The organism is Streptomyces sp. NPDC051563 (genome assembly GCF_044454225.1).
In the GTDB taxonomy this organism is placed as follows: Bacteria; Actinomycetota; Actinomycetes; order Streptomycetales; family Streptomycetaceae; genus Streptomyces.
In genome coordinates this window covers 137,254-160,135 of sequence record NZ_JBITDL010000013.1, presented here as the reverse complement: position 1 = coordinate 160,135, position 22,882 = coordinate 137,254, and the positions used below count along the sequence as shown (strand labels likewise).

Annotated in this window: 15 protein-coding genes; 2 read left to right on the top strand and 13 right to left on the bottom strand. The window is 72.4% G+C overall.

All coding sequences use genetic code 11. The features are described 5' to 3' along the window. Positions 1-6 precede the first annotated feature (6 nt). Complete coding sequence (locus ACIA8F_RS17605; protein WP_399379691.1) at positions 7-2,310, top strand: heavy metal translocating P-type ATPase; 2,304 nt, start codon at positions 7-9, stop codon at positions 2,308-2,310. A 333-nt stretch (positions 2,311-2,643) separates the two neighbouring features. On the opposite strand, the gene ACIA8F_RS17600 is transcribed toward ACIA8F_RS17605, so the two are convergent. After that, a complete protein-coding gene (locus ACIA8F_RS17600; protein WP_243335006.1) occupies positions 2,644-3,933 on the bottom strand; it encodes a citrate synthase in 1,290 nt (429 codons plus the stop codon). A 183-nt stretch (positions 3,934-4,116) separates the two neighbouring features. Further along, complete coding sequence (locus ACIA8F_RS17595) at positions 4,117-6,363, bottom strand: ATP-dependent RecD-like DNA helicase (protein ID WP_399379690.1); 2,247 nt, start codon at positions 6,361-6,363, stop codon at positions 4,117-4,119. A gap of 312 nt (positions 6,364-6,675) precedes the next feature. Between ACIA8F_RS17595 and ACIA8F_RS17590 the strand changes: the two genes are divergently transcribed. Beyond that, positions 6,676-7,278, top strand: coding sequence for a DUF937 domain-containing protein (locus ACIA8F_RS17590; RefSeq protein ID WP_399379688.1), 603 nt, complete (start codon positions 6,676-6,678; stop codon positions 7,276-7,278). Positions 7,279-7,416: 138 nt separating this feature from the next. On the opposite strand, the gene ACIA8F_RS17585 is transcribed toward ACIA8F_RS17590, so the two are convergent. From ACIA8F_RS17585 to hypE, 11 genes are all read right to left on the bottom strand, one after another. Then, a complete protein-coding gene (locus tag ACIA8F_RS17585) occupies positions 7,417-7,791 on the bottom strand; it encodes a nuclear transport factor 2 family protein (RefSeq protein ID WP_399379687.1) in 375 nt (124 codons plus the stop codon). A gap of 52 nt (positions 7,792-7,843) precedes the next feature. Next, positions 7,844-9,061, bottom strand: a complete 1,218-nt coding sequence (locus tag ACIA8F_RS17580; protein ID WP_399379686.1) for a PLP-dependent aminotransferase family protein — start codon at positions 9,059-9,061, stop codon at positions 7,844-7,846. Continuing rightward, a complete protein-coding gene (locus tag ACIA8F_RS17575; RefSeq protein ID WP_399379684.1) occupies positions 9,058-10,398 on the bottom strand; it encodes an MFS transporter in 1,341 nt (446 codons plus the stop codon). The genes ACIA8F_RS17580 and ACIA8F_RS17575 overlap by 4 nt, the downstream gene beginning before the upstream one ends. Beyond that, positions 10,395-13,007, bottom strand: a complete 2,613-nt coding sequence (locus tag ACIA8F_RS17570) for an acetyl-CoA carboxylase biotin carboxylase subunit family protein (RefSeq protein WP_399379682.1) — start codon at positions 13,005-13,007, stop codon at positions 10,395-10,397. Before ACIA8F_RS17570 ends, ACIA8F_RS17575 begins: the two co-directional genes overlap by 4 nt. 85 nt (positions 13,008-13,092) lie before the next feature. Then, positions 13,093-14,367 (bottom strand): acetyl-CoA carboxylase biotin carboxylase subunit family protein, encoded by a 1,275-nt coding sequence (locus ACIA8F_RS17565; RefSeq protein ID WP_399379680.1) that lies wholly within the window; start codon positions 14,365-14,367, stop codon positions 13,093-13,095. Continuing rightward, positions 14,364-15,728: an amidohydrolase gene (locus ACIA8F_RS17560; RefSeq protein WP_399379679.1), complete on the bottom strand. Its 1,365-nt coding sequence runs from the start codon at positions 15,726-15,728 to the stop codon at positions 14,364-14,366. The genes ACIA8F_RS17565 and ACIA8F_RS17560 overlap by 4 nt, the downstream gene beginning before the upstream one ends. 9 nt (positions 15,729-15,737) lie before the next feature. Beyond that, positions 15,738-17,285 (bottom strand): MFS transporter, encoded by a 1,548-nt coding sequence (locus ACIA8F_RS17555; RefSeq protein ID WP_399379678.1) that lies wholly within the window; start codon positions 17,283-17,285, stop codon positions 15,738-15,740. Next, positions 17,272-17,994 carry a hypothetical protein gene (locus ACIA8F_RS17550; RefSeq protein WP_399379676.1) on the bottom strand — a complete coding sequence of 241 codons (723 nt, stop codon included), beginning with the start codon at positions 17,992-17,994 and terminating at the stop codon, positions 17,272-17,274. The genes ACIA8F_RS17555 and ACIA8F_RS17550 overlap by 14 nt, the downstream gene beginning before the upstream one ends. Before the next feature lie 60 nt (positions 17,995-18,054). Next, positions 18,055-19,389 (bottom strand): diaminobutyrate--2-oxoglutarate transaminase family protein, encoded by a 1,335-nt coding sequence (locus ACIA8F_RS17545; RefSeq protein ID WP_399379674.1) that lies wholly within the window; start codon positions 19,387-19,389, stop codon positions 18,055-18,057. After that, on the bottom strand, positions 19,386-21,803 hold the full coding sequence (gene hypF / locus ACIA8F_RS17540; protein ID WP_399379672.1) for a carbamoyltransferase HypF: 2,418 nt from the start codon (positions 21,801-21,803) through the stop codon (positions 19,386-19,388). The genes ACIA8F_RS17545 and hypF overlap by 4 nt, the downstream gene beginning before the upstream one ends. Before the next feature lie 22 nt (positions 21,804-21,825). Next, on the bottom strand, positions 21,826-22,851 hold the full coding sequence (gene hypE / locus ACIA8F_RS17535; protein WP_399379670.1) for a hydrogenase expression/formation protein HypE: 1,026 nt from the start codon (positions 22,849-22,851) through the stop codon (positions 21,826-21,828). Between the last annotated feature and the right edge of the window lie 31 nt (positions 22,852-22,882).

Sequence of the window (22,882 nt, the reverse complement as noted above, 5' to 3'; positions counted from 1 at the left end):
CGGAACATGAGCAGCAGCACAGTGCACGACGGACCCATAGCGGCGGCCGGCGCCACCGCGCCCACGGCCGAGGTCGAGCTGACCATCGGCGGGATGACCTGCGCCTCCTGCGCGGCCCGCATCGAGAAGAAGCTGAACCGGATGGACGGGGTCAGCGCCTCGGTGAACTACGCCACCGAGAAGGCCAAGGTCTCGTACGGCGAAGGCGTGGCGGTCGCCGACCTCATCGCGACGGTGGTCAAGACCGGCTACACCGCCGAGGAGCCCCCGCCGCCCGAGCCCGAGGCCGTGACCGGTCCCGAGGCGCAGGCCGCCGGGGCCGGGGCCGGGGAAGACCGCGACCCCGAGCTGGCCGCGCTGCGCCAGCGCCTCCTGGTCTCCGTGGCGCTCTCGCTGCCCGTCGTCCTGCTCGCGATGGTGCCGGCCCTCCAGTTCGACAACTGGCAGTGGCTCTCGCTGACCCTCGCCGCGCCCGTCGTCGTCTGGGGCGCGCTCCCCTTCCACAAGGCCGCCTGGACCAATGCCCGGCACGGCGCCGCCACCATGGACACCCTGGTGTCGGTGGGCACGGGGGCCGCCTTCGCCTGGTCGCTGTGGGCCCTGTTCTTCGGCCACGCCGGGATGCCCGGCATGCGGCACGGCTTCGACTTCGGCGTCTCCCGTACGGACGGCTCCTCGGCGATCTACCTGGAGGTGGCGGCCGGAGTCGTCAGCTTCATCCTGCTCGGCCGGTACCTGGAGGCCCGCTCGAAGCGGAAGGCGGGCGCGGCCCTCAAGGCCCTGATGCGGCTCGGCGCCAAGGACGTGGCGGTGCTGCGCGGCGGGACCGAGGTGCGCATCCCCGTGAGCGCGCTCGCGGTGGGCGACCGGTTCCTCGTCCGGCCCGGCGAGAAGATCGCCACCGACGGCACGGTCGTCGAGGGCAGCTCCGCCGTGGACGCCGCCATGCTGACCGGCGAGTCGGTCCCGGTCGAGGTCACCGTGGGCGACACCGTCACCGGGGCCACCGTCAACACCTCCGGCCGCCTCGTCGTCGAGGCCACCCGCGTCGGCTCGGACACCCAGCTCGCCCGGATGGCCAGGCTGGTCGAGGACGCACAGAACGGCAAGGCCGAGGTGCAGCGCCTCGCCGACCGGATCTCCGGGGTCTTCGTCCCGGTCGTGCTCGTCCTGGCCCTGGGCACCTGGGTCACCTGGCTGCTGATCACCGACGACCCGACGGCCGCCTTCACCGCCGCCGTGGCCGTCCTGATCATCGCCTGCCCGTGCGCCCTGGGCCTGGCCACCCCGACCGCGCTGATGGTCGGCACCGGCCGGGGCGCGCAGCTCGGCATCCTCATCAAGGGACCCGAGGTACTGGAGTCCACCCGGCGCGTCGACACCGTCGTCCTGGACAAGACCGGCACCGTGACCACCGGCCGGATGACCCTGCTCGCCGCCCACCCCGCCGAGGGCGTGGACCCGGCCGAACTGCTGCGCCTGGCCGGGTCCCTGGAGCACGCCTCCGAGCATCCGATCGCCCGGGCCGTCGCGACGGCCGCCGCGGAGCTCCCCGGGGGCCTGTCGGTCCCGGAGGGCTTCGAGAACCACGGCGGCCTCGGGGTGCAGGGCGTGGTCGACGGCCACGCCGTCCTGGTGGGGCGCGAGAAGCTGCTCGCCGACTGGTCGATCGCGCTGCCCGCCGCCCTCGCCGAGGTCAAGACCGCGGCCGAGGCCGAGGGTTCCACCGCCGTACTGGTCGCCTGGGACGGCGCGGCCCGCGGGGTGCTGACGGTGGCCGACGCGGTCAAGGAGACCAGCGCCGAGGCCGTGTCCCGGCTGCGGGCGCTGGGCCTGACCCCGGTCCTGCTGACGGGCGACAACGAGGCCGTGGCGCGCACCGTGGCCCGCGCGGTGGGCATCGACGAGGTCATCGCCGAGGTGCTCCCGCAGGACAAGGTGGACGTCGTGCGCCGGCTGCAGGCCGAGGGCCGTACGGTCGCCATGGTCGGCGACGGGGTCAACGACGCCGCCGCGCTGGCCCAGGCCGACCTGGGGCTGGCCATGGGCACCGGCACCGACGCGGCGATCGAGGCGAGCGACCTGACCCTCGTACGGGGCGACCTGCGGGTCGCGGCGGACGCGATCCGGCTCTCGCGCCGGACCCTGGCCACCATCAAGGGCAACCTCTTCTGGGCCTTCGGCTACAACGTCGCGGCGCTGCCGCTGGCCGCCGCCGGACTGCTCAACCCGATGATCGCGGGGGCCGCGATGGCCTTCTCCTCGGTCTTCGTGGTCACCAACAGCCTGCGGCTGCGGTCCTTCCGCTAGTGATCACCCTTCACGTCTCGCGCACGGCTTCTTCACACGAGACGCAGATCACAGGGACCCCGGCGTAACCTTCGGGCGACCCGGTGGGTCTAATGGGGCGATGCCAAAACGTGTTGGGACGACTACACGTTTCTTCGGCACGCAGACACCCGGTCCGGGTCCCGTGGGGGGAATCCGTTCCGGGGCAAGGAAAGCGCCCCGACCTTCGACCCGTGGGGGGATCGATGGCGGGGCGCTTTTCCTTTACGCGTCCTGCGGGTGCTGCGGTGTTGCCGGTCCTGCGGGTCTTGCGAGTCCTGCAGGCCCTGCGGGTCTTGCGGCTCGAACCTCGGGTCAGCGGGACTCGACCGGAACGAAGTCGCGCAGGACCTCGCCGGTGTAGATCTGGCGCGGGCGGCCGATGCGGGAGCCGGGCTCCTTGATCATCTCGTGCCACTGGGCGATCCAGCCGGGCAGGCGGCCGATCGCGAAGAGCACGGTGAACATCTCGGTCGGGAAGCCCATGGCCCGGTAGATCAGGCCGGTGTAGAAGTCGACGTTCGGGTAGAGGTTGCGCTCGACGAAGTACTCGTCGGCCAGCGCGTGCTCTTCCAGCTTCAGGGCGATGTCGAGGAGCTCGTCGTCCTTGCCGAGCGCCGAGAGGACGTCGTGCGCCGCCGCCTTGATGATCTTCGCCCGGGGGTCGAAGCTCTTGTAGACGCGGTGTCCGAAGCCCATGAGGCGGACGCCGTCCTCCTTGTTCTTCACCTTGCGGATGAAGGCGTCGACGTCGCCGCCGTCGTTCTTGATGCCCTCGAGCATCTCCAGGACGGACTGGTTGGCGCCACCGTGCAGGGGGCCCCACAGGGCCGAGATGCCGGCGGAGATCGAAGCGAACATGTTCGCCTGCGAGGAGCCGACCAGACGCACGGTGGAGGTCGAGCAGTTCTGCTCGTGGTCCGCGTGCAGGATGAGCAGCTTGTCGAGCGCGGCGACCACGACCGGGTCCAGGTCGTACTCCTGGGCCGGCACGGAGAAGGTCATGCGCAGGAAGTTCTCGACGTAGCCGAGGTCGTTGCGCGGGTAGACCACCGGGTGGCCGACCGACTTCTTGTACGCGTACGCCGCGATCGTCGGGAGCTTGGCCAGCAGCCGGATCGTCGAGAGGTTGCGCTGCTTCTCGTCGAACGGGTTGTGGCTGTCCTGGTAGAACGTCGACAGCGCGCTGACCACGGAGGACAGCATCGCCATCGGGTGCGCGTCGCGCGGGAAGCCGTCGTAGAACCGCTTGACGTCCTCGTGCAGCAGCGTGTGCTGGGTGATCTCGTTGCGGAACGACGCGAGCTGGTCGACGGTCGGCAGCTCCCCGTTGATCAGCAGGTAGGCGACCTCGATGAAGGTCGAGCGCTCCGCCAGCTGCTCGATCGGGTATCCGCGGTAGCGCAGGATGCCCTGCTCACCGTCGAGGTAGGTAATGGCGGACTTATAGGCGGCGGTGTTTCCGTAGCCGCTGTCCAGGGTGACCAGCCCGGTCTGAGCCCTGAGCTTCGAGATGTCGAAGCCCTGGTCACCGACGGTGCTCTCGACCACCGGGTAGGTGTATTCACCGTCCGCGTACCGCAGTACTACAGAGTTGTCGCTCACGTCATCCCTCACCGACGTAGTGCCTCTTCTTCGAGGTGCCCTGACTGCCTCTACCTTCCCCCATTTGGCGCAGGTGAGTGCACTCGGGGTCGAGCTTTGGTGTTTTTGACGGCACTCAGTGCCGCCAGCGTGCACATCCTGCCCCCTCCGGAACCGTTGTAGGAACCCCAAATGATCGATCATCTAGGTGATGTTTCCCACCGGTATCCGGCCGGACAGCCGGGGTGCGACGGCCGTGTACCTCCTGCCTGCGGAAACGGTACGCACCGCCTGAGCCAGGGCTTTGCGGGACCCGACCAGGACGACCAGTTTCTTCGCCCGGGTGACGGCCGTATACAGAAGGTTCCGCTGGAGCATCATCCAAGCGCCGGTCGTGACGGGGATCACGACGGCCGGATATTCACTCCCCTGGGAGCGGTGGATGGTGACGGCGTAGGCGTGGGCCAGCTCGTCGAGCTCCGCGAACTCGTAGGCCACGTCCTCGTCTTCGTCCGTGCGCACCGTCAGCCGCTGTTCCTCCAGGTCAAGCGCGGTGACCACGCCGACCGTGCCGTTGAAGACCCCGTTGGCGCCCTTGTCGTAGTTGTTGCGGATCTGGGTGACCTTGTCGCCGACCCGGAAGACGCGGCCGCCGAACCGCTTCTCGGGGAGGTTCGGGCGGGCCGGGGTGACGGCCTGCTGGAGCAGGGCGTTGAGGTTCCCGGCGCCGGCCGGACCACGGTGCATGGGGGCGAGGACCTGGATGTCCCGCCGCGGGTCGAGGCCGAATCTGGCCGGAATTCGACGGGCGGCGACGTCCACGGCGAGCTTCCCGGCCTCCTCGGTGTCCTCCTCGGGGAAGAGGAAGAAGTCGGGCAGCCCGTCGGTGATCGGTGTCAGGCCGGTGTTGATCCGGTGGGCGTTGGTCACCACCCCGGACTGCTGCGCCTGCCGGAAGATGGTCGTCAGCCGGACGGCCGGGACCGGCCCGCCCTCGGCGAGCAGAGCGCGCAGCACCTCGCCCGCCCCGACCGAGGGCAGCTGGTCCACGTCCCCGACCAGCAGCAGGTGGGCACCCGGTGCCACGGCTTTGACCAGCTTGTTCGCCAGCAGCAGGTCGAGCATCGAGGCCTCGTCCACGACGACCAGATCCGCGTCGAGCGGCCGCTCCCGGTCGTACGCCGCGTCCCCGCCCGGCTTGAGCTCCAGGAGCCGGTGCACGGTGGAGGCCTCGGCCCCGGTGAGCTCGGCCAGCCGCTTCGCCGCCCGGCCCGTGGGAGCGGCGAGGACCACCTTGGCCTTCTTGGCCCGGGCCAGCTCCACGATCGAGCGGACGGTGAAGGACTTCCCGCAGCCGGGCCCACCGGTGAGGACCGCGACCCGGCGGGTGAGAGCGAGGCGGACCGCGTCGCGCTGCGCGGGGGCCAGCGTGGCCCCGGTCCGGCCGGCGAGCCAGCCCAGGGCCTTGTCCCAGTCCACGTCCCGGAAGGCGGGCAGCCGGTCCTCGTCGGCGTTCAGGAGGCGGCGCACCTGACCGGCCAGGGACAGCTCGGCGCGGTGGAACGGCACCAGGTACACGGCGGTGAGGGGGTCCGGTCCGCCCTGCGGGTCGGGCACGGATTCCCGGACGACCCCCTCCGGATCGGCGGCCAGCTCGGCCAGGCAGTCGATGACCAGCCCGGTGTCCACCTGGAGCAGCTTGACCCCGTCGGCGATGAGCCGGTCCTCGGGCAGGAAGCAGTGCCCCTGGTCGGCGGACTGGGACAGGGCGTACTGGAGGCCGGCCTTGACCCGCTCCGGGCTGTCGTGCGGGATCCCGACCGCCTGGGCGATGCGGTCGGCGGTGAGGAAGCCGATGCCCCAGACGTCGGCGGCGAGCCGGTACGGCTGGTTCTTGACCACGGAGATGGAGGCGTCGGCGTACTTCTTGTAGATGCGCACCGCGATGGAGGTGGAGACGCCGACCCCCTGGAGGAAGACCATGACCTCCTTGATGGCCTTCTGCTCCTCCCAGGCCGCGCCGATCAGTTTGGTCCGCTTGGGGCCCAGGCCCGGCACTTCGATCAGCCGCTTCGGCTGCTCCTCGATGACATCGAGGGTGTCGAGGCCGAAGTGCTCCACGATCCGGTCGGCGATCTTCGGTCCGATGCCCTTGATCAGGCCGGAGCCCAGGTAGCGCCGGATGCCCTGGATGGTCGCGGGCAGCAGCGTCGTGTAGTTCTCCACGGTGAACTGCCGGCCGTACTGGGCGTGCGAGCCCCAGCGGCCCTCCATGCGCAGGGATTCACCCGGCTGGGCCCCGAGGAGGGATCCGACCACCGTGAGCAGGTCGCCGGCGCCACGGCCGGTGTCCACCCGGGCGACCGTGTATCCGCTCTCCTCGTTGGCGTAGGTGATGCGCTCCAGCACGCCTTCGACCACCGCCGGTGCCACGGGCGCGTTCGTCGTCATGGCCCGAAGCTACAGCCCGGGTGGGACAGGCCCGCAGGGTCTGTGGAAATCGGGCGGCCGCCGCGCTCGCGGCGCCCCGGCGAACCAAAAGGGGGTCCCGCCTTCCGGCCGGACCCCCTCACGGTTACCCCTCCCTCGTCGGACTTCCCGATCCCCCCGGATCCCCCCCGGAAGTTTCCCGACGCACCATACGACCCGCGACCCCTGCCCGTGGTTGCACGCGGATCCGGAACTTTACCTTTCCATTACTCAAGGGGGGTTCGGAGCTCATCCGAGGTGCCGCCGAATCACCACGGAAGTAGCGTTTCAGACATGAGCGAACCTTCCTTCCAGGACGACGTGCTGACCGAACTCGGCGACGACAAGCTGACCGAGATCGCCGGCCTCCTCGGCACCGACACGAACGGCGCCCGCGACACCGTCGCGGCCACGGTCGGGGCGATGACCGGCGACCTCCAGCAGAAGGCCGACGCCGATGACGACGAGGGCAACGAGGTCCGCCAGGCCTTCGCCGAGGTCACCCAGGCCCCGCTGGAAGGCGTGGCCACCCTCGGCGGCGGCCTGGGCGGCATGCTCAGCGGCGGGATGATGGCCGGGGTGCTCGCCAAGGTGAGCAAGCCCGTGGCCAATGCCGTATCGAAGAAGACCGGCATCCCCGCGCCCACCGTCGCCCGGGTCATCGAGCTGCTGATCCCCGTCCTGCTGGCGGTCTTCGCCAAGCGCGCGGCCGGCAAGGCAGGGGGCGCGGGCGCCGGGACCCCCACGGCGGCAGGCGGCGAGTCCCCCATCCCGTCGCCGGGAGCGGTACCGGGTGCGGCGGGCGCGGCCCCCGCGGGCCCGGGTGGCGCGGCTCCCGCGGCGGGCGGCAGCCTGGGCGACCTGCTCGGCCAGATCCTCGGGGGCGGCAAGAAGTAGCCGGTTCCACCAGCCGGTTCCGCCAGCCCGTCTCACCAGCCCGTTTCACCCGTTCGGCCGAAGCGCACCCGGGCCGGGTCCGGGCCGCCCCCCGGCGGTCCGGACCCGGCCCGGGGCCGTTCCGCGGCCGGCCCGCGGTCAGATCGCCGGGCGGAAGAAGAAGGTCTTGCGGCGCTCGATCCTGCCGTCGCGGACCAGGTAGGTGTCGGCGAAGGCCTCGTCCAGGGCCGCGCCTTCCTTGTCGGCGCCCTGGAAGCGCCCCCAGCAGGCGGCCGCGGCGAGGCCGCCGGTCACCTGGCTCACCTCGTGGGCGCCCGAGGTGATGATCCGTTCGTGCTCGTAGAACCGGCGGATCCGGTCGAGGCCCTCCAGGGCCGGGTAGCCCGGACGTTCGTACACGGCGTCCGGCGCGAAGACCTCGCCGAGCCGGTCCCACGAGCGGGTGTCGATCACCTGGAACAGCCGGGCCACCAGGGATTCGGCGGTCACCGGTGCGGGCGACGTCGTTGTCACGGCCTTGCTCCTTAAGGGTGTGGACGGAAAACGGGGGGCTGAAGAGCTCTGGTCACGGCCCGTCGGCGAGGGCCTTCTCCCAGGCCGAGGCGAGCCGCGCGACCCCCTCGCGGCGCTGCGCGCCGTCCAGGGAGGCGAAGGACAGCCGCAGGACCCGCGAGCCGTCCTCCTCGATGCAGAAGGGCGTGCCGGGCACGATGGCCACTCCCTGCGCCAGCGCATGGGCGTACAGCGCGTCCGAGCCCACCCTGGGGTCGGTCAGCCGGCACCAGAAGAAGAGCCCGCCGCGCGGCCGTTCGAAGTCCAGCCAGGGCAGCCGCTCGCGCAGCAGCGTCTCCATGGCGCGGGCCCGGCCGCCGTAGAGCGTGCGCAGGCCCGCCAGGTGGGCCGGCAGGAACTCCGGGTCCCCCAGCAGATCGGCCAGCAGGTACTGGCCGAAGGTGTTGGTCTGGAGGTCCCCGCACTGCTTGGCGGCGACCAGCTCCCCGATCAGCTCGGCCGGGGCGACCAGACCGGCCACCCGCAGTCCCGGGCAGACCGTCTTGGAGAGGCTCATCAGCCGGACCACGCGTCCGCTGTGCACGTCGGTGGACGGCAGCCGGGCCCCCTCGAAGGCCAGGTCCCCGTACGGGTCGTCCTCCACGACGAGGAAGCCGAACCGCTCGGCCAGCGCCGCCAGGTGGCGGCGCCGCTCCTCGGAGAGCACGGCTCCGGTGGGGTTGTGGAAGTGCGGGACCACGTAGACCAGCTTGGGCCGCGCCCCGGCGAGCAGGCGCTGCTCCAGGACCTCGGTACGCATGCCGTCCGCGTCCGCGGGCACCGGCAGCAGCCGGGCTCCGGCGCGCCGGAAGACCTGGACGGCGCCCAGGTAGCTCGGGTCGTCCAGGGCCACCTCGTCGCCCTCGTCTATGAGGGTCTGGGCGACGAGGTCCAGGCCCTGCTGGCTGCCCGCGGTGACCATCACCCGGTCGGGGCCGACGGCGGCCCCGGTCTCGCTCGCCCGGGCCGCGATCACCTCGCGCATCGGGGCGATGCCGTCCGTGGGGGCGTACTGGAGCGCTCGTACGGCCTGTCCGGCGAACAGCCGGTCGGTGGCCTCGGCGAGCCGGGCCACGGGGAAGCTGTCGGGGGCCGGGATCCCGCCGGCCATCGAGAGCACCCCGGGGGCGGCGGCCGCCGCCAGGATCCGGCTCACCGCGTCGGAGCGGCCCCAGCCGGTGCGGCGGGCCAGCAGGCCGGCGATGGAGGGCGGTTGCTGTAGGGGGGTCACCTTGCGTCCACCTTCCGCGGCTGCGCGTCGAGCTGGGGCGGGAACTCCTTCAGGCGCCACACCGGCGAGTTGAGGACCACCAGGACGGCGGTCAGGAACAGCCCGGCGGTGGCGAACAGCGTCTCGCGCAGTCCGATGAGGTCGCCGAGCCAGCCGCCCAGCAGGGCGCCGAGCGGGAGCGTCCCCCAGGAGACGAAGCGGTACCCGGCGTTCATCCGGCCCAGCAGGTGGTCCGGGGTGATGGACTGGCGCAGGCTGATGATGTGGATGTTGGCCATGGTGCCGCCGGCCCCGATGAGGCCGAAGGCGGCGACGAACAGGGCCAGCGAGAGCGCCCCGCCGTTCGCCGGGGCCGCCGGGATGGCCGCGGGGGCCAGGCAGCACAGCAGCAGCGCCGCCAGGATGGCGTGGCCGAGGCCGATCCTGCGCTTGAGCCACTGCGCGAGCATCGAGCCGGCCAGCGAGCCGACCGCCCCGGTGCCCAGCAGCAGCCCGATGCCGCCGGGCGAGATGCCGAGCGTGCGGGCCGCGTAGAGCACGAACACCGTCTGGAGGGACATCCAGCACAGGTTGTAGAGCCCGGACTGGAGGGCGCAGGCCCGCAGATGGGCGCTGTCCCAGATGATCCGGATGCCCTCCGCGATGCTCTTGCGGATCCCGGTGCGCTCCTGCTGGGGCACCGGCTCCGGCTCGACGCGCCGTACGGCGAGCAGCGTCAGCACGGAGACGAGGTACGAGATCCCGTTGATCAGCAGGGCGTAGGGGGCGGTGACCCAGCCGATGAGCAGACCGGCCAGTCCGGGCCCGCCGATCTGGGCCAGCGAACTGGTGCCCTGGAGCTTGCTGTTGCCCTCGACCAGGTGCTGCTTGCCGACCAGGGTCGGCAGGTAGGACTGGTAGGAGACGTCGAAGACCACCGTGAGGGTGCCCACGAGCAGCGCGGCCACGTACACGTACTCGATGCGCAGCAGGTCGAGCACGGCCAGCAGCGGTACCGCGCTGACCAGCAGCGCGCGCCCCACGTTGGCCATGATCATCAGGGGCCTGCGGCGCACCCGGTCGACCCAGACGCCGACCAGGAGGGTGACCATCAGGAACGGGGCGTAGGAGGCCGCGTTGACGAAGCCCACCTGGGAGGAGCTGGCGTCGAGCGTCAGCACCGCGGTGAGCGGCAGCGCCAGGGTCGTGACCTGGGCCCCGACCTGTGAGATCGCCTCCCCGGACCAGAACTTGAGGAACTCCGGGTCCCGCCAGAGCGTGGCGGGGGCGGCGGCGGCCGGTGCGCCGGCCGCCGTCTCCTCCACCGGCTCGGCGGCCCCGTTCCCGATGCCGGTCACTTCGCTTCCACTCCCTCGGCGGCCGGGTCCACGTGGAACGCGCAGCCGATCTGGGCGCCGCGCAGCATGCTCACGATGCCGACGGCCGGGTCGGTGACACCGCGGGCCAGGGTGCCGGCGTAGCGTCCGTCGACCATCAGCGTTCCGTAGGCGACGGCCATGTCCTCGCAGGTCTCGCCGTCCTCGGAGAGGAACCGCTCGGTGGTCGGCAGCAGGCGGTGCTGCAGGACGTACGGCCCGTCGACGGCCTGGCGGAGCTTGGCGACCCATTCCTTCTGGTCGGTGGTCCAGCCGGGAGTGACGCCGACGCCGCCGTAGAGCAGGGTGGGCTTGAGGACCAGGTGGTCCTTGTTGGCGATGGCGTAGGGCAGCAGGTCGATCTTCTCGCCGCCGAAGGTGACCTTCTCGTCGCGGACGAAGCGGGTCCAGGGCAGGATCCGGTCGATGAGCTCGCGCTCTGCCTCGGTGAAGACGGCGCGGTTGCGCTCGTCGCTGAGCATCGCGAGGCTGCCCTTGTTGCCGTACAGCTCGCAGTCGAGCGGGGCGAACAGTTCGACCGTGCCGGCCTCGACGGCGTCGAGGAGCGGGTTGACGAGGTCGTAGGTGCGGGGCTCGTCGGGCATTTCGCCGGGCAGGAACATCCGGTAGACCACGTCGACCTTGCGGCCCTGGTGGAGGACCTTGCCGTTCTCGTAGGCGAAGTCGCCGAGGTGGCAGACGACGGTCTCGAAGCCGAGCCGCTCGAAGGCCGGTACGACGAACTCCATCCAGCACTTGGACTTCTCGAAGCCCTCGGGCCAGTCGGTGATCGCCAGCAGCGGCCGCTCGATGCCTTCGAGGGAGGGGGCCTGGCGGCGCAGCACCTCGGTGATGCGGGCGAGCGGGTCGGGGTAGACCAGGTTCTCGGTGGCCGCGAACTTCGCGAACTCGGCGTCCTGGATCAGGGCGCGGGCGAACTCGCCCATCTGCCAGCCGCCCAGCGAGGAGCCGGTGTTGAGCTCCATGACGCGGAAACCGCCGGTCTCGCGGTACAGGTCGGCGCGGGAGAGCGGGGCGAGCTCGTCGACGGAGCCGCGCAGGACCAGGTCGGCCTGGGTGGGAGACATGCCGACGGCGGTGGCGAAGGCCCGCAGGTCGCCGCCGAAGAGCCGGGCGGGCACGGCCTTGAGCAGCTCGAACAGGCCGTTGAGGTCGTGCTCCAGGCCCGTCACGTCGGCCTCGCTGAGGAAGACCGGGCGGTTGAGTCCCTCGCCGCCGCCGGCTCCGTAGCGGAACCACTCCACGCCCCGGACTCCGGAGACGGTCTGGCGGGCCGCGGTGCGCTCGTGGTCGAAGAACCGGCGGGTCACGGCGTTCTCGACGCGGGCGCCGAGCCGGTGCGCGGCGACTCCGGAGACCTCCGTACGGGAGAGCGCCTCGGCCCGGTCCAGGGCGCGGCGGGTGCCGGCCGGGGTCTCGCTGACCGCGACGAGGGCGGCGGAGCGGGGGGTCAGGCCGCGGGGCGGGAGCAGCAGCTCGTCGCCGGGCTCCACGAGGGCGACGGCCTCGGCCAGGTCCTCGACGTCCTCGGGCGCGGGCAGGACGACACGGTCGACGGCGCCGTCGTAGGCCGGGTAGAGGAAGCGGACCTCGGCGCTGAGGGCGCGGGTCGGGGTGATGTCCGGGGTCTCCTCGAAGGCGATCCGGGCGGCGGCCAGCGGCAGGTCCACGCCGGTGGCGAGCTTGTTCAGGTGCGGGATGAGGTCGCCGCCGAGGCGGCCGTTGAGCTCGATCAGGCGGGGGCCGTTCGCGGCGACGCGCAGTTCGGTGTGGGTGACGCCGTAGTCGACTCCGGCGGCGCGGTGCGAGTCCTGGACCAGCTGGGTGACGGCGTCGGCCCACGGCTCGTGGCGCCAGTCGGTGACCAGGTGGCCGACCTCCTCGAAGTACGGGTGGGCGCCGAGGCGCTTGCGGGCCACGCAGACCGGGGTGGCGACGCCGTCCACGACGACGCTGTCCACGCTCAGTTCGGGGCCTTCGATGAACTCCTCGATCAGGACCGAGGCGGTGGTGCCGGCGCCGCGCAGCCGGCTGGTGGAGGCGAGCCGGAAGGCCCGGCGCAGGCCGTCCACGTCGCGGGCCATCATCACGCCGAAGCTGCCGCCGAGGGTGCGGGGCTTGACGACGACGGGGAAGCCGATGGACTCGGCGGCGGCGACGGCCTCTTCCTCGGTGGTGGCCGGGACGTAGCGGACGGCAGCCATGCCGGCCGCTTCCAGGGCCTGGCGGGTGGCGTACTTGTCGCGGCAGATCTTGGCCGCCGCCGGGTCCATGGCCCGCATGCCGAGCTTCTTGGCGACCGAGGACACGGCGACGAGGGACCACTCGTCCCAGGTGACGATCGCGGCGTTGGCGACCTCGCCGCGCAGGTCGGCGACCGGGGCGTACAGCTTGGCGGCGTCCGTGGTGTCGGCGATCCGGTGGGTCTCCACGTAACGGGCCTGCCAGGTGGGGGCCTCCGGCGCGACGAGGGTCACCTCGTAGTGCTGGGCGAGGGAGGCCAGGGCGTACTCGCGGTACTGCTGGATGCGGCTGCCGACGAGGATGACGCGCCGGCGTTCGGAGGTCATGAAGACCACGGTGGATTCCTTTCCGGTACGGGGCGTGGTGCTGGTTCGCCCCGGAGAACAGGGGGTGCGAGACGTGGGGTGGGGGTCAGCCCGTCGGGCCGTCGGCGGACGGGGCTCCGACCGGTACGCAGGTCAGCCGGAAGGAGTTCGCGGACTCCGTGATGGCGGCCTCGACCTCCCGGGTGGTGGCGCCGCGGAAGCGGAAGCGGGTGCCGACGTGCTCGTAGCCGCTGATCGCCGGGGCCGTGGAGCCGACCGGTGCGTGCTTGACGGCGTACGGGAGCCGGCCGGGCGCGGGTTCCCGTGTCCAGCCGGCCGCTTCGACGCGGCAGGGGGCGGGGACCGGGAGCGGGAGCAGCAGGTAGCCGCCGACCCCGCCGGTCTTGAGCGGCGGCAGGACCGGGGTCAGACCGAGCTGGATGTCCACGGCGGCGGCCATCAGGTCGACTCCGTGGACGTCGCGCCAGGTGAAGGGGATCTCCCCGCCGCCCACCCGGGCCCCGCACTCCAGGAAGACCAGGGCGGGACCGCCGTCCGGGGCCGGGGTGACGAAGGCCTCCAGGTGGAAGACCCAGGGCCGGGAGCCGCCGAGGGCGGGTCCGACCGCGGCGGCGAAGGCCTCGACAACCTCCAGGAGTGCGGGGTCGTCCTCCTCGACGGAGCCGAGCCAGGTGCCCTGGGTGAAGTCGGCGCAGGTGCCGCCGACGTAGCGCGAGACGGTCCAGCTGCCGAGGGAATCGCCTTCCCACAGGCCGTCGATGTGCAGGATCGGCCCGTCCACGTAGCTCTGTACGAGGTGCGGTTCGGCGGCCAGGGCGGCGGCCAGGGAGCCGAGTCCGGCCAGTGCGGCGGCGGAGTCGATCTGGACCACGCCCCGGCTGGCGGTGCCGCGGTGCGGTTTGACGACCAGCGGCCAGCCGTGGGCCTCGCCGAAGGCGAGCACGGCGGCCGGGTCGGGGGCGGGGGCGAAGGCGGGGACCGGCAGTCCGGCGGCCTCGGCCGTGCGGCACATGGTCAGCTTGTCGCGGAACACGGCCAGTTCGGCGGTGTGCTGGCCGGGTATCGCGAACTCCTCGCGGATCAGCGCGGCCGTGTCCAGGTCCCCCTCGTTGAGGGCGATCAGCCGCGCCGGGGCGCCGAAGCGGGCCACGAGCCCGGTGACGGCCGCGCGGACGGCGGGCAGGTCGTCGGTGAGGGCGACGGTGGTGACCGCGGCGGCGGCCGCCGGTAACGAGGCGCGGCCGAGCTCGGTGCTCACGTAGGTGACGTGGGCGGCGCCGTGGTCGAGGTAGTCGGTGTAGTGCGCGTGGGTGTCCCGCCAGCGGTGCAGGACGATGATGTGCGGCCGGTCGGTGCTCATGCCGTCCCGCCCCCCTCACCCGCGCCGTCGGCGTCGGTCTCGGCGTCGGCGTCGGCGTCGGCGTCGGCGTCGGCGTCGGCGTCGGCCGGGGCATCGGCGGCGGCCGCGGCATCGGCGGGCGCGAGCCAGGGCAGTGCGGCCGTGGCCATCGTGCGGATGCCGACGGAGAGCGCGGGTCCGGCGACGGGGGCGAAGGTGGAGGAGTGGTTCTGCGGGAGCTCCTCCAGCTTGCCGGCCGCGAACGCCTCGCCGAAGGCCTGCGGGTCGAGGCCGCCGTAGAACCAGTACACCGAGGGGACCTGGGCGGCGGTGGCGAGGAGTCCGAAGTCCTCGCTGGCGGTGGTCGGGCCCATCGTCATGACGGCGCCGGCCCCGAAGTGCTCGCGGTGGGCGTCGGCGACCCGCTCGGCGGCCGCGGTGTCGTTGACGGTCATCGGCAGGTGGTAGACGGAGGTGATCTCCGGGTCGGCGGTCGCGCCCGCGGCGGCCGATTCGGCCCGCGCGAGCCGCTCGATGGCCGCGAGGACCTTCTCGCGGACCGGTGCGGAGCTGGTGCGCACGTTGATGCCGAGCTCGGCCGTGTCGGGTATGACCGCGGCGGTGGTGCCGGCGTGCAGTTTGCCGACGGTGATCACCACCGGTTCCTGGGCGGCGATCTCGCGGGAGACCACGCTCTGGAGCCGCAGGACGAGCGAGGCCGCCATCACCACGGGGTCGACGGCAGCCTCGGGCTTCGAGCCGTGACCGCCGCGCCCGAAGAGCGTGACGGTGATCGAGTCGGTGGCGCCCATGACCGTGCCGGGCAGGGTCGCGACGAGGCCGACCGGGCCGGGGCCCACGTGGGAGCCGAGGATCACGTCGGGGCGCGGGAAGCGCTCGAAGAGGCCGTCCTCGACCATCTCGCGGGCTCCGTAGCCGCTCTCCTCCCCCGGCTGGAAGACGGCGACGACGGTGCCCCGCCAGGCCGCGAGGTTGCGGGCGAACAGGGCGCAGGATCCGATCAGCGCGGCCACGTGCAGGTCGTGCCCGCAGGCGTGCATCACCGGGACCTCGGCGCCCGCCTCGTCGGTGGCCGTCTCGGTGCTCGCGTAGGGCAGCCCGGTGGCTTCCTTGACGGGCAGTGCGTCCATGTCGGCGCGCAGCATGGCCACCGGTCCCTCGCCGTTGCGCAGGACGGCGACCACGCCGGTGCGGCCGACGCCGGTGGTGATCTCCCAGCCGCCCTGGGCGGCGAGGCGCTCGGCGACGAGGGCCGCCGTCCGCTTCTCCTGGAAGGCGAGTTCGGGGTGGGTGTGCAGTTCGCGGTAGTCGGCTTCCAGGGCCGGCATCAGCGCGTCGAGACCTTCGAGCAGTGCAGTCATGGCGTCCTTCTAGGCATGAGGGGTTACGGACACGGGGTGCTCGGGACCGGGGTGTTCCCGTACGGCCCACGAGGCGGCCAGCGCCGCCGCGGCGGTCAGGGCGGGCCACCACGGCAGCCAGGCGTTGTGGCCGGCCGACCTCAGGAGTTCCGCGAGCACCGGGAACGTGCCGCCGAAGAGGCTGATCGCGGCCGCGGTGGGCAGTCCGACGGCGACGGCGCGCACGGCGGGCGGGAACAGCTGCCCCGCGAAGACGTTGCTCACCGCGAGCGGGAGGCCCAGCAGGGAGAGCAGGACCACGGTGACGAGGGGGACGGGGACCCGTCCGGCGTTCATGGCCAGGAGCAGCGGCACGCTGCCCAGGGCGAGTCCGGCGAAGCCCAGGCGCAGCACGGGCAGGGCGCCGAACCGGTCGGCGGCCCTGCCGCCGCCGAGCATGGCCGCGAGCAGCGCCACCATGCCGAGGAGCAGTGCGGCGGAGGTCTCCTCCTTGGTGGCGGCCCCGGCGCTCTCGGCGTACGAGGGGAAGTCGACGGTGACGAAGTAGAAGGCGGTGGTGGCCCCGGAGGTGATGGCGAACACCACGGCGAGCCGCCCGAGATGGGCCCGCAGCACCGGCCAGGGGCTCGGCGCCCTGGCGGCCTGGGCCTTGGCGGCCGACGCCTTCGCAGCCGGCGCCTTCGCAGCCGGCGCCTTCGCAGCCGGCGCCTTCGCAGCCGGCGCCTTCGCAGCCGGCGCCTTCGCGGCCGGCGCCTTCGCGGCCGGCGCCTTGTCCTGCCCCGTCGTGGGCGGGGCCGCTCCCTGCGCGGCCCCGCCCGCGGCGGCCGTGAAGACCGCGCTCTCCGCCGCGCCGCGCCGGATCCACAGGGCGGTCAGCCCGAGGAGTCCGCCGAACACGAAGCCGAAGCGCCAGGCGCCTTCCTCGACTCCGCTCTCCCCGAACACCCCGAGCAGGACGTTCATGACGATGAAGGAGAGGGCGCTGCCCAGCACCACGCCCCCGTAGGAGACGGCGCTGTAGAAGTAGCGGCGGCCGGCCGGTGCGGTCTCGGTGACGTACGCGGCCACGCTCGGGTTCTCCGCGCCGACCGACAGCCCCTGCACCAGCCGGGCCCCGACCACCAGGAGCGGCGCCGCCAGGCCGATGGAGGCGTAGCCGGGGACGACGGCCAGGAACAGGGAGCCGGCGGCGATCAGGCCGACGGTGAGGGTCAGTCCGTAGCGCCGGCCGCGGGTGTCGGTGAGGCGGCCGATGAGCACGCTGCCCAGCGGCCGGACCAGGAAGCCGAGGGCGAAGCCGAGGTAGGCGGCGATGAGTTTGGCGGTGGGCGAGGTGCCGGGGAAGAGGGCCTCGGCGAAGTAGGGGGCGAGGATGCCGTAGATGGTCCAGTCGTACGCTTCGACGACCGAGCCGACGGTGGCGGCGGCCAGTTCCCTGCGGGGGCGCCGGCCCGGCGCCGGTGCCGCGGCGGTGGTGGCCGCCGCCGGTGCGGCGGGGCCGGGGGTGGCCGCCGCCGCACCGGCCTCCGGGAGGCCGGCTTGGTCAGTGGTGGTCATCTGTGACTCCGTAGACCCTGATCAATGAGGTGTCCTGCCCGGGGAAGGGCACGGCGTGCAGGCGGACCCCGGTCGCCGGGAGGGCGTCCAGGCCGGTCAGGCCCGTGAGGGCGGGCAGGCCGGCGGCGGCGAGCGCCGCCGCCACCGGCCCGTTGCCCTCGCGGCTGTCGGTCGCGACGAGGAGTGCGCCCTGCCCGGCGAGCAGCTCCACGGCGTCCTCGGTGAGGTACGGGCCGGCCGCGCGGCCGGTCTGCACGAGGACGGCGTGCCCCGCGAGGTCGAACGGGGCCAGCGCGAGCCGGTCGGCGACGGGCTGCCCGGCTCCGAGGAGCCGGACCAGGACCACGGGAAGGTTCACCAGGCCGGCCAGGCCCGGTACGGCGCCGCCCGGGCCCGTCGGCCAGGCGGCCCGGGTCGCGGGGCCGGTCAGGTCCGTCGTGGTGCGGACCGGGCCGGCGGAAGCGGTGTTCCGGGAGCCCTTGTGCGGCTCCTGGAGCAGCTCCCTGCGGGTGATCTTCGTACTGCCGACCATCAGCAGTCCGAGGTGGCGGACGATCAGTTCGCCCAGCTCCCCGTCGTCGATGTCCTCGCCGGGGATGTCCAGGCGGAACCCCTGCATCTGCAGGGCGCCTCCGTTGCTGAAGACGACCTCCGCGTCGAAGTCGACCCGCCACTCGCCGCCGTTGTTCGTTCCCGTGGCCATTGCCATGTTCGCTGTCCCTACTCTTCGTGGATCCGTGCTCTGCCGTGCCGAACCGGCTTCTCCGGCTCAGGCGCAGTCGATCAGAGCCTTCTCCAGGGCCGCCGCCATCTCGTGGATCTCCTCGTCGGTGATCACCAGTGGCGGAAGCAGCCGGAGCACGGCTCCGTGCCGGCCGCCGCTCTCCAGGAGCAGCCCGTGGTCCAGGCAGGCGCGCTTGATGCGCTTGGCCCGGGCCCCGTCGGCGGGCAGGGAACCGAGCTGGTCGGCCGGACCCGCGGGGTCGACGATCTCGATGCCCCACATCAGTCCCCGGCCGCGGACCTGGCCGATCTCGGGGTGGCCGGCGGCCAGCCGGCCGAGCAGGCCGGCGATCAGCTTCCCCTTGGCGGCGGCCTTTTCGATCAGTCCCTCGGACTCGGTGACCCGCAGGGCGGCGAGTCCCGCGACCAGGGCGATCTGGTTGCCGCGGAAGGTGCCCGCGTGGGCTCCGGGCGTCCAGGCGTCGTACTTGCCGTGGTAGAGCAGCAGCGACAGCGGGAAGCCGCCGCCGGCCGCCTTGGACACCAGGACGGCGTCCGGCTCGATCCCGGACTCCTCGAAGGCCCACATGGTGCCGGTGCGTCCGAAGCCGGCCTGGATCTCGTCGAGGACCAGCGGGATGTCCAGCCGGGCGGTGATCTCCCGCAGTCCGCGCAGCCAGGCGGCCGGCGCCGGTATCACCCCGCCCTCGCCCTGGACCGCTTCGACGAAGACCGCGGCGGGCTTGGTGATGCCGCTCTCCGGGTCGGTGAGCAGCCGCTCGATGTAGGTGAGGCCGGCCCGGATGCCCGCCTCGCCGCCGATGCCGAAGGGGCAGCGGTAGTCGTAGGGGTAGGGGAGGTGGTGGACGTCCGGCATGAGGGAGGGCACGGACTCCTTGGCGCCCAGGTTGCCGGTGAGGGCGAGGGCGCCCGCCGTCATGCCGTGGTAGGCCCCGTGGAAGGAGATCACCGTCCGGCGGCCGGTGGCGATCTTGAACAGCTTGATCGCGGCTTCGGTGGCGTCGGTGCCCGCCGGTCCGCAGAACTGCGTCTTGAAGGTGTCCGCCATGGCGGCGGGCAGCTGTGCGTACAGCGCCCGGAGGTACTCGTACTTGGCGGGCGTGGTCAGGTCCAGTGCCTGCTGGACCTGACCGGAGGCGAGGTACTCCCCCACCTCGGCCAGGACGGCCGGGTGGTTGTGCCCCAGGGCGAGGGTGCCCGCCGCGGCGAGGCAGTCAAGGTACTCGCGGCCGTGCCCGTCGCGGATGCGTGCGCCGTGTCCTTCGGCGAGGAGCTTGCCGAAGGCGTTGGCGTAGGTCCGGGCGCCCGATTCGCGCGCCTCGACGAAGGTGTACATCTCGTCCGGCGTGAGGGTGGTCACGTCGTCACTTCCTCAGGTGTGAGCAGGTGTGAGCGGGCGTCGGCGACCATGACCTGGCCGAGGGCGATCCCTCCGTCATTGGTCGGAACGAGCCGGTGGACATAGGTGTCGAACCCGTCGGCGGTCAGCCCGGTCAGACAGTTGAGCAGCAGGAACTCGTTGAGGAACACGCCTCCGGAGAGGGCGACCTGCTGGACGCCGGTCTCCTCCCGCAGGGCGTTGCAGCGCTCGCGCACCATGTCGACGACGGCCGTGTGGAACCGGCGGCTGATCCGCTCCACGGGCAGTCCGGCGGCGATGTCCGCGGCCATGGCCCGGATCACGGGACGCGGGTCCACCTCGGTCAGCCCGTCCGCCTCGTAGGACCCGAAGCGGTACGAGGCCTGCGGCTCGCGGGTGGAGTCGCGGTCGAGCAGGCCCTCCAGCTCGATCGGGCCCTGGGCCTCGTACTCGGCCTTGGCGCAGACCCCGGCGAGGGCGGCGGCCCCGTCGAAGAGGCGGCCCATGCTGGAGGTGGGCGGGGAGTTGATCCCGCGGGCCGCCATCGTCGCGAAGACCTGGCGGCGCTGCGCGTCGAGGGCGGCGAGGGCGGGGAAGCCCGCGAGGGCCCGGTCCCCGTCCCCGTCGAAGGCGTCCAGGGCCAGTGCGTACCCGGTGCGGATGGGTTCGCGGACGGCCTGGTCGCCGCCGATCAGGGGGAGCCGGCGCATCCGGCCGACCCGGCGGTAGGCGGCGAAGTCCCCGAGGAGGAACTCCCCGCCCCACACCGTGCCGTCCTCGCCGTAGCCGAAGCCGTCGAAGATCACGCCGAGGGTGGTGCCGGTGACGTGGTTCTCCGCCATGCAGGAGGCCATGTGGGCGTGGTGGTGCTGGACTTCCACGGTGGGCAGGGCCGGGCCCGTGCCGTCGTCGTCCAGCGCCGCCCGGGTGGAGCGGAACTGCGGGTGCATGTCGTGCGCGGTGACCTCCGGCTTGAGCGCGTACAGCTGCGCCAGGTGCCGGGCGGTGCGGTGGTGCGCGGCGAAGGTCTCGTCGTTCTTGAGGTCGCCGATGTGCTGGCTGAGGAAGACCTGGGAGCCGTTGGTGAGGGCGACGGTCGTCTTCAGTTCGGCGCCGAGGGCGACCACGGGGGCCACCTCGCGGCCGACGTCCACCGGGTAGGGGGCGTAGCCGCGGGCTCGCCGGATGAACTGGAGCAGCGGCTCGTCGAGTTCGGGGTGGTCGGAGAGGCGGACCACCGAGTCGTCGACGCGGATCTCGATGTCGCGGTCGTGGTAGAGGATCACGTCCGCGATCTCGAAGAGCTGCTCCAGGGCCTCCTCGTTGCGGTAGGCGATGGGGTAGCCGGAGATGTTGCCGCTGGTGGCGACGAGCGCTTCGAGGCCGGGCTCGTCCAGCAGCAGGTGGTGGTGGGGTGCCGAGGGCAGCATGATCCCCAGGTTGGGGTTGCGCGGGGCCACGGACTCCGGGAGGGAGCCCGCGCGCTTGCGGGCCAGCAGGATGGGCCGGGCCGGCGAGCGCAGGACGTCGATCTCCGCTTCGGAGAGCTCCACCAGGGCCTGCGCCGTGGCGAGGTCGCGGACCATGACCGCGAACGGCTTGGAGTCGCGCCGCTTGCGGCTGCGCAGCAGGGCCACGGCCTCCGGGTTGGTGGCGTCCACCACGAGGTGGAAGCCGCCGACGCTCTTCATGGCCGCGATCCCGCCGTCGGCCAGCACCCGGGCCGTCCGCAGGAGGGCCTCGTCCCCTTCGGCCGTGCCCCCCTCGCGGTCCTGGAGCAGCAGCCGGGGGCCGCAGTCCGGGCAGGCGTTGGGCTGCGCGTGGTAGCGCCGGTCCATCGGGTCCTCGTACTCGGCCTTGCAGTCCGCACACATGGTGAAGGTGGCCATGGTGGTCATCGGACGGTCGTAGGGCAGGTCCTGGATGATGGAGTACCGGGGCCCGCAGTTGGTGCAGTTGATGAAGGGGTAGCGGTGCCGGCGGTCCTTCGGGTCGCGAAGTTCCGCCTGGCAGTCGCCGCATACGTGGGTGTCCGCCGGGAGCAGCGCGGACCGGGCTCCGGTGTGCTCGCTGTGCACGATGGTGAACGGGCCCGCGGGCACGGTGCCGCGGTCCAGTCCCCGGGTCGGCCGGACCTCGTCCACCCGGGCGAGTTCGGGGGCGCGGCCGCTGAGGCCCGCCGCGAACTCCTCCAGGGCGGCGACCGGTCCGGACGCCTCCACCAGCACGCCTTCGGGGTCGTTGCGAACCCAGCCGGAGAGGCCGAGTTCACGGGCCAGCTTGTAGACGAACGGCCGGTAGCCGACGCCCTGGACCACGCCGGTGACGCGGATGCGCCACTCCTCCACAGCGCTGTCGGCGCTGCCGGTCCCGTCGGGCCGTTCCGTGACGGTCTGCTGCTCGGTGCTGCTCATGGCGGTTTCCTCGGTCCCTTTCTCAGCAGAGCCGGGGGAGTTCGGCGCCGAGGAGTTCCTCCAGCTGCGTCTCGCGGCCGTCCGCGTCGCGCAGCAGCACCAGGCCCTCGGTGTCCTCGGAGACCTCGCCGATGGTCACCGCGTCCTTGCCGTAGGGCTGGGAGCGCAGGGCCGCCAGTACCTCGGCCTCGGCCGCCGGGTCCACGAAGAGCGCCAGGCAGCCCTCGTTGGCGCAGTGCAGCGGGTTGATCCCGAGCATGTCGGCGGCCATGGCCGTCTCGTGCTGGATGGGCAGGTCGTCCTGGGTGACGCGGATGGTGCGGCCGAGCTTGCCGGCGTACTCGTGGAGCACGGCCGTCAGGCCGCCGCGGGTGACGTCGCGCATCGAGCGGACGGCGCCCGGCACCGTGTTCGACAGGACCGTGTCGACGAGCCCGTTGAGCGGGGCGCAGTCGCTGTCCACGCGCTGCTCGAAGCCGAGCCCCTCGCGGATGGAGAGCAGGTGCACGGTGTGGTTGCCGATGGGGCCGCTGAGGATCACCTTGTCGCCGGGGCGCACGTCGGTCATGGTGAGCGGCTCGCGCTCGAAGACCCCGACGCCCGCGGTGTTCAGGTAGATCTGGTCGGCCTCGCCCTTGCGGACCACCTTGGTGTCCCCGCCGACGATCTGCACGCCGGCCTCGCGGGCGGTGTCGCGGATCGATTCCAGGGCCCGGACCAGCTTGGCGATGGGGAGCCCGGTCTCCAGGATCATCCCGAGGGTGAGGTACTTGGGCCGGGCGCCGGCCACGGCCAGGTCGTTGACCGTGCCGCAGACCGCGATCTTCCCGATGTCCCCGTTGCCGAAGAACGGCGGGTCCACCACGAAGGAGTCGGTGGTCATCGCGATGCGGTCGCCCTCGATCTTGAGGATCGCGCTGTCCTCCATGATGCCGATGTAGACGTCGCCGAGGGTGGCGGCGATCACCTGGAGGAGGTCCTGGCTGAGCTTCGCGCCGGTGCCGTGGTCGAGGACGATGAATTCGGTGGGATCCACGCTCGTGGTCATGCCGGTTCCTTTCTGGAACGGGTCGTTGCGG

Excerpts from the sequence above, each read along its gene's own strand:
- ACIA8F_RS17605 (WP_399379691.1), top strand. The coding sequence starts at position 7 with ATGAGCAGCAGCACAGTGCACGACGGACCCATAGCGGCGGCCGGCGCC.
- ACIA8F_RS17595 (WP_399379690.1), bottom strand. The coding sequence starts at position 6,363 with ATGACGACGAACGCGCCCGTGGCACCGGCGGTGGTCGAAGGCGTGCTG.
- ACIA8F_RS17590 (WP_399379688.1), top strand. The coding sequence starts at position 6,676 with ATGAGCGAACCTTCCTTCCAGGACGACGTGCTGACCGAACTCGGCGAC.
- ACIA8F_RS17570 (WP_399379682.1), bottom strand. The coding sequence starts at position 13,007 with ATGACCTCCGAACGCCGGCGCGTCATCCTCGTCGGCAGCCGCATCCAG.
- ACIA8F_RS17565 (WP_399379680.1), bottom strand. The coding sequence starts at position 14,367 with ATGAGCACCGACCGGCCGCACATCATCGTCCTGCACCGCTGGCGGGAC.
- ACIA8F_RS17560 (WP_399379679.1), bottom strand. The coding sequence starts at position 15,728 with ATGACTGCACTGCTCGAAGGTCTCGACGCGCTGATGCCGGCCCTGGAA.
- ACIA8F_RS17555 (WP_399379678.1), bottom strand. The coding sequence starts at position 17,285 with ATGACCACCACTGACCAAGCCGGCCTCCCGGAGGCCGGTGCGGCGGCG.
- ACIA8F_RS17550 (WP_399379676.1), bottom strand. The coding sequence starts at position 17,994 with ATGGCAATGGCCACGGGAACGAACAACGGCGGCGAGTGGCGGGTCGAC.
- hypF (WP_399379672.1), bottom strand. The coding sequence starts at position 21,803 with ATGAGCAGCACCGAGCAGCAGACCGTCACGGAACGGCCCGACGGGACC.
- hypE (WP_399379670.1), bottom strand. The coding sequence starts at position 22,851 with ATGACCACGAGCGTGGATCCCACCGAATTCATCGTCCTCGACCACGGC.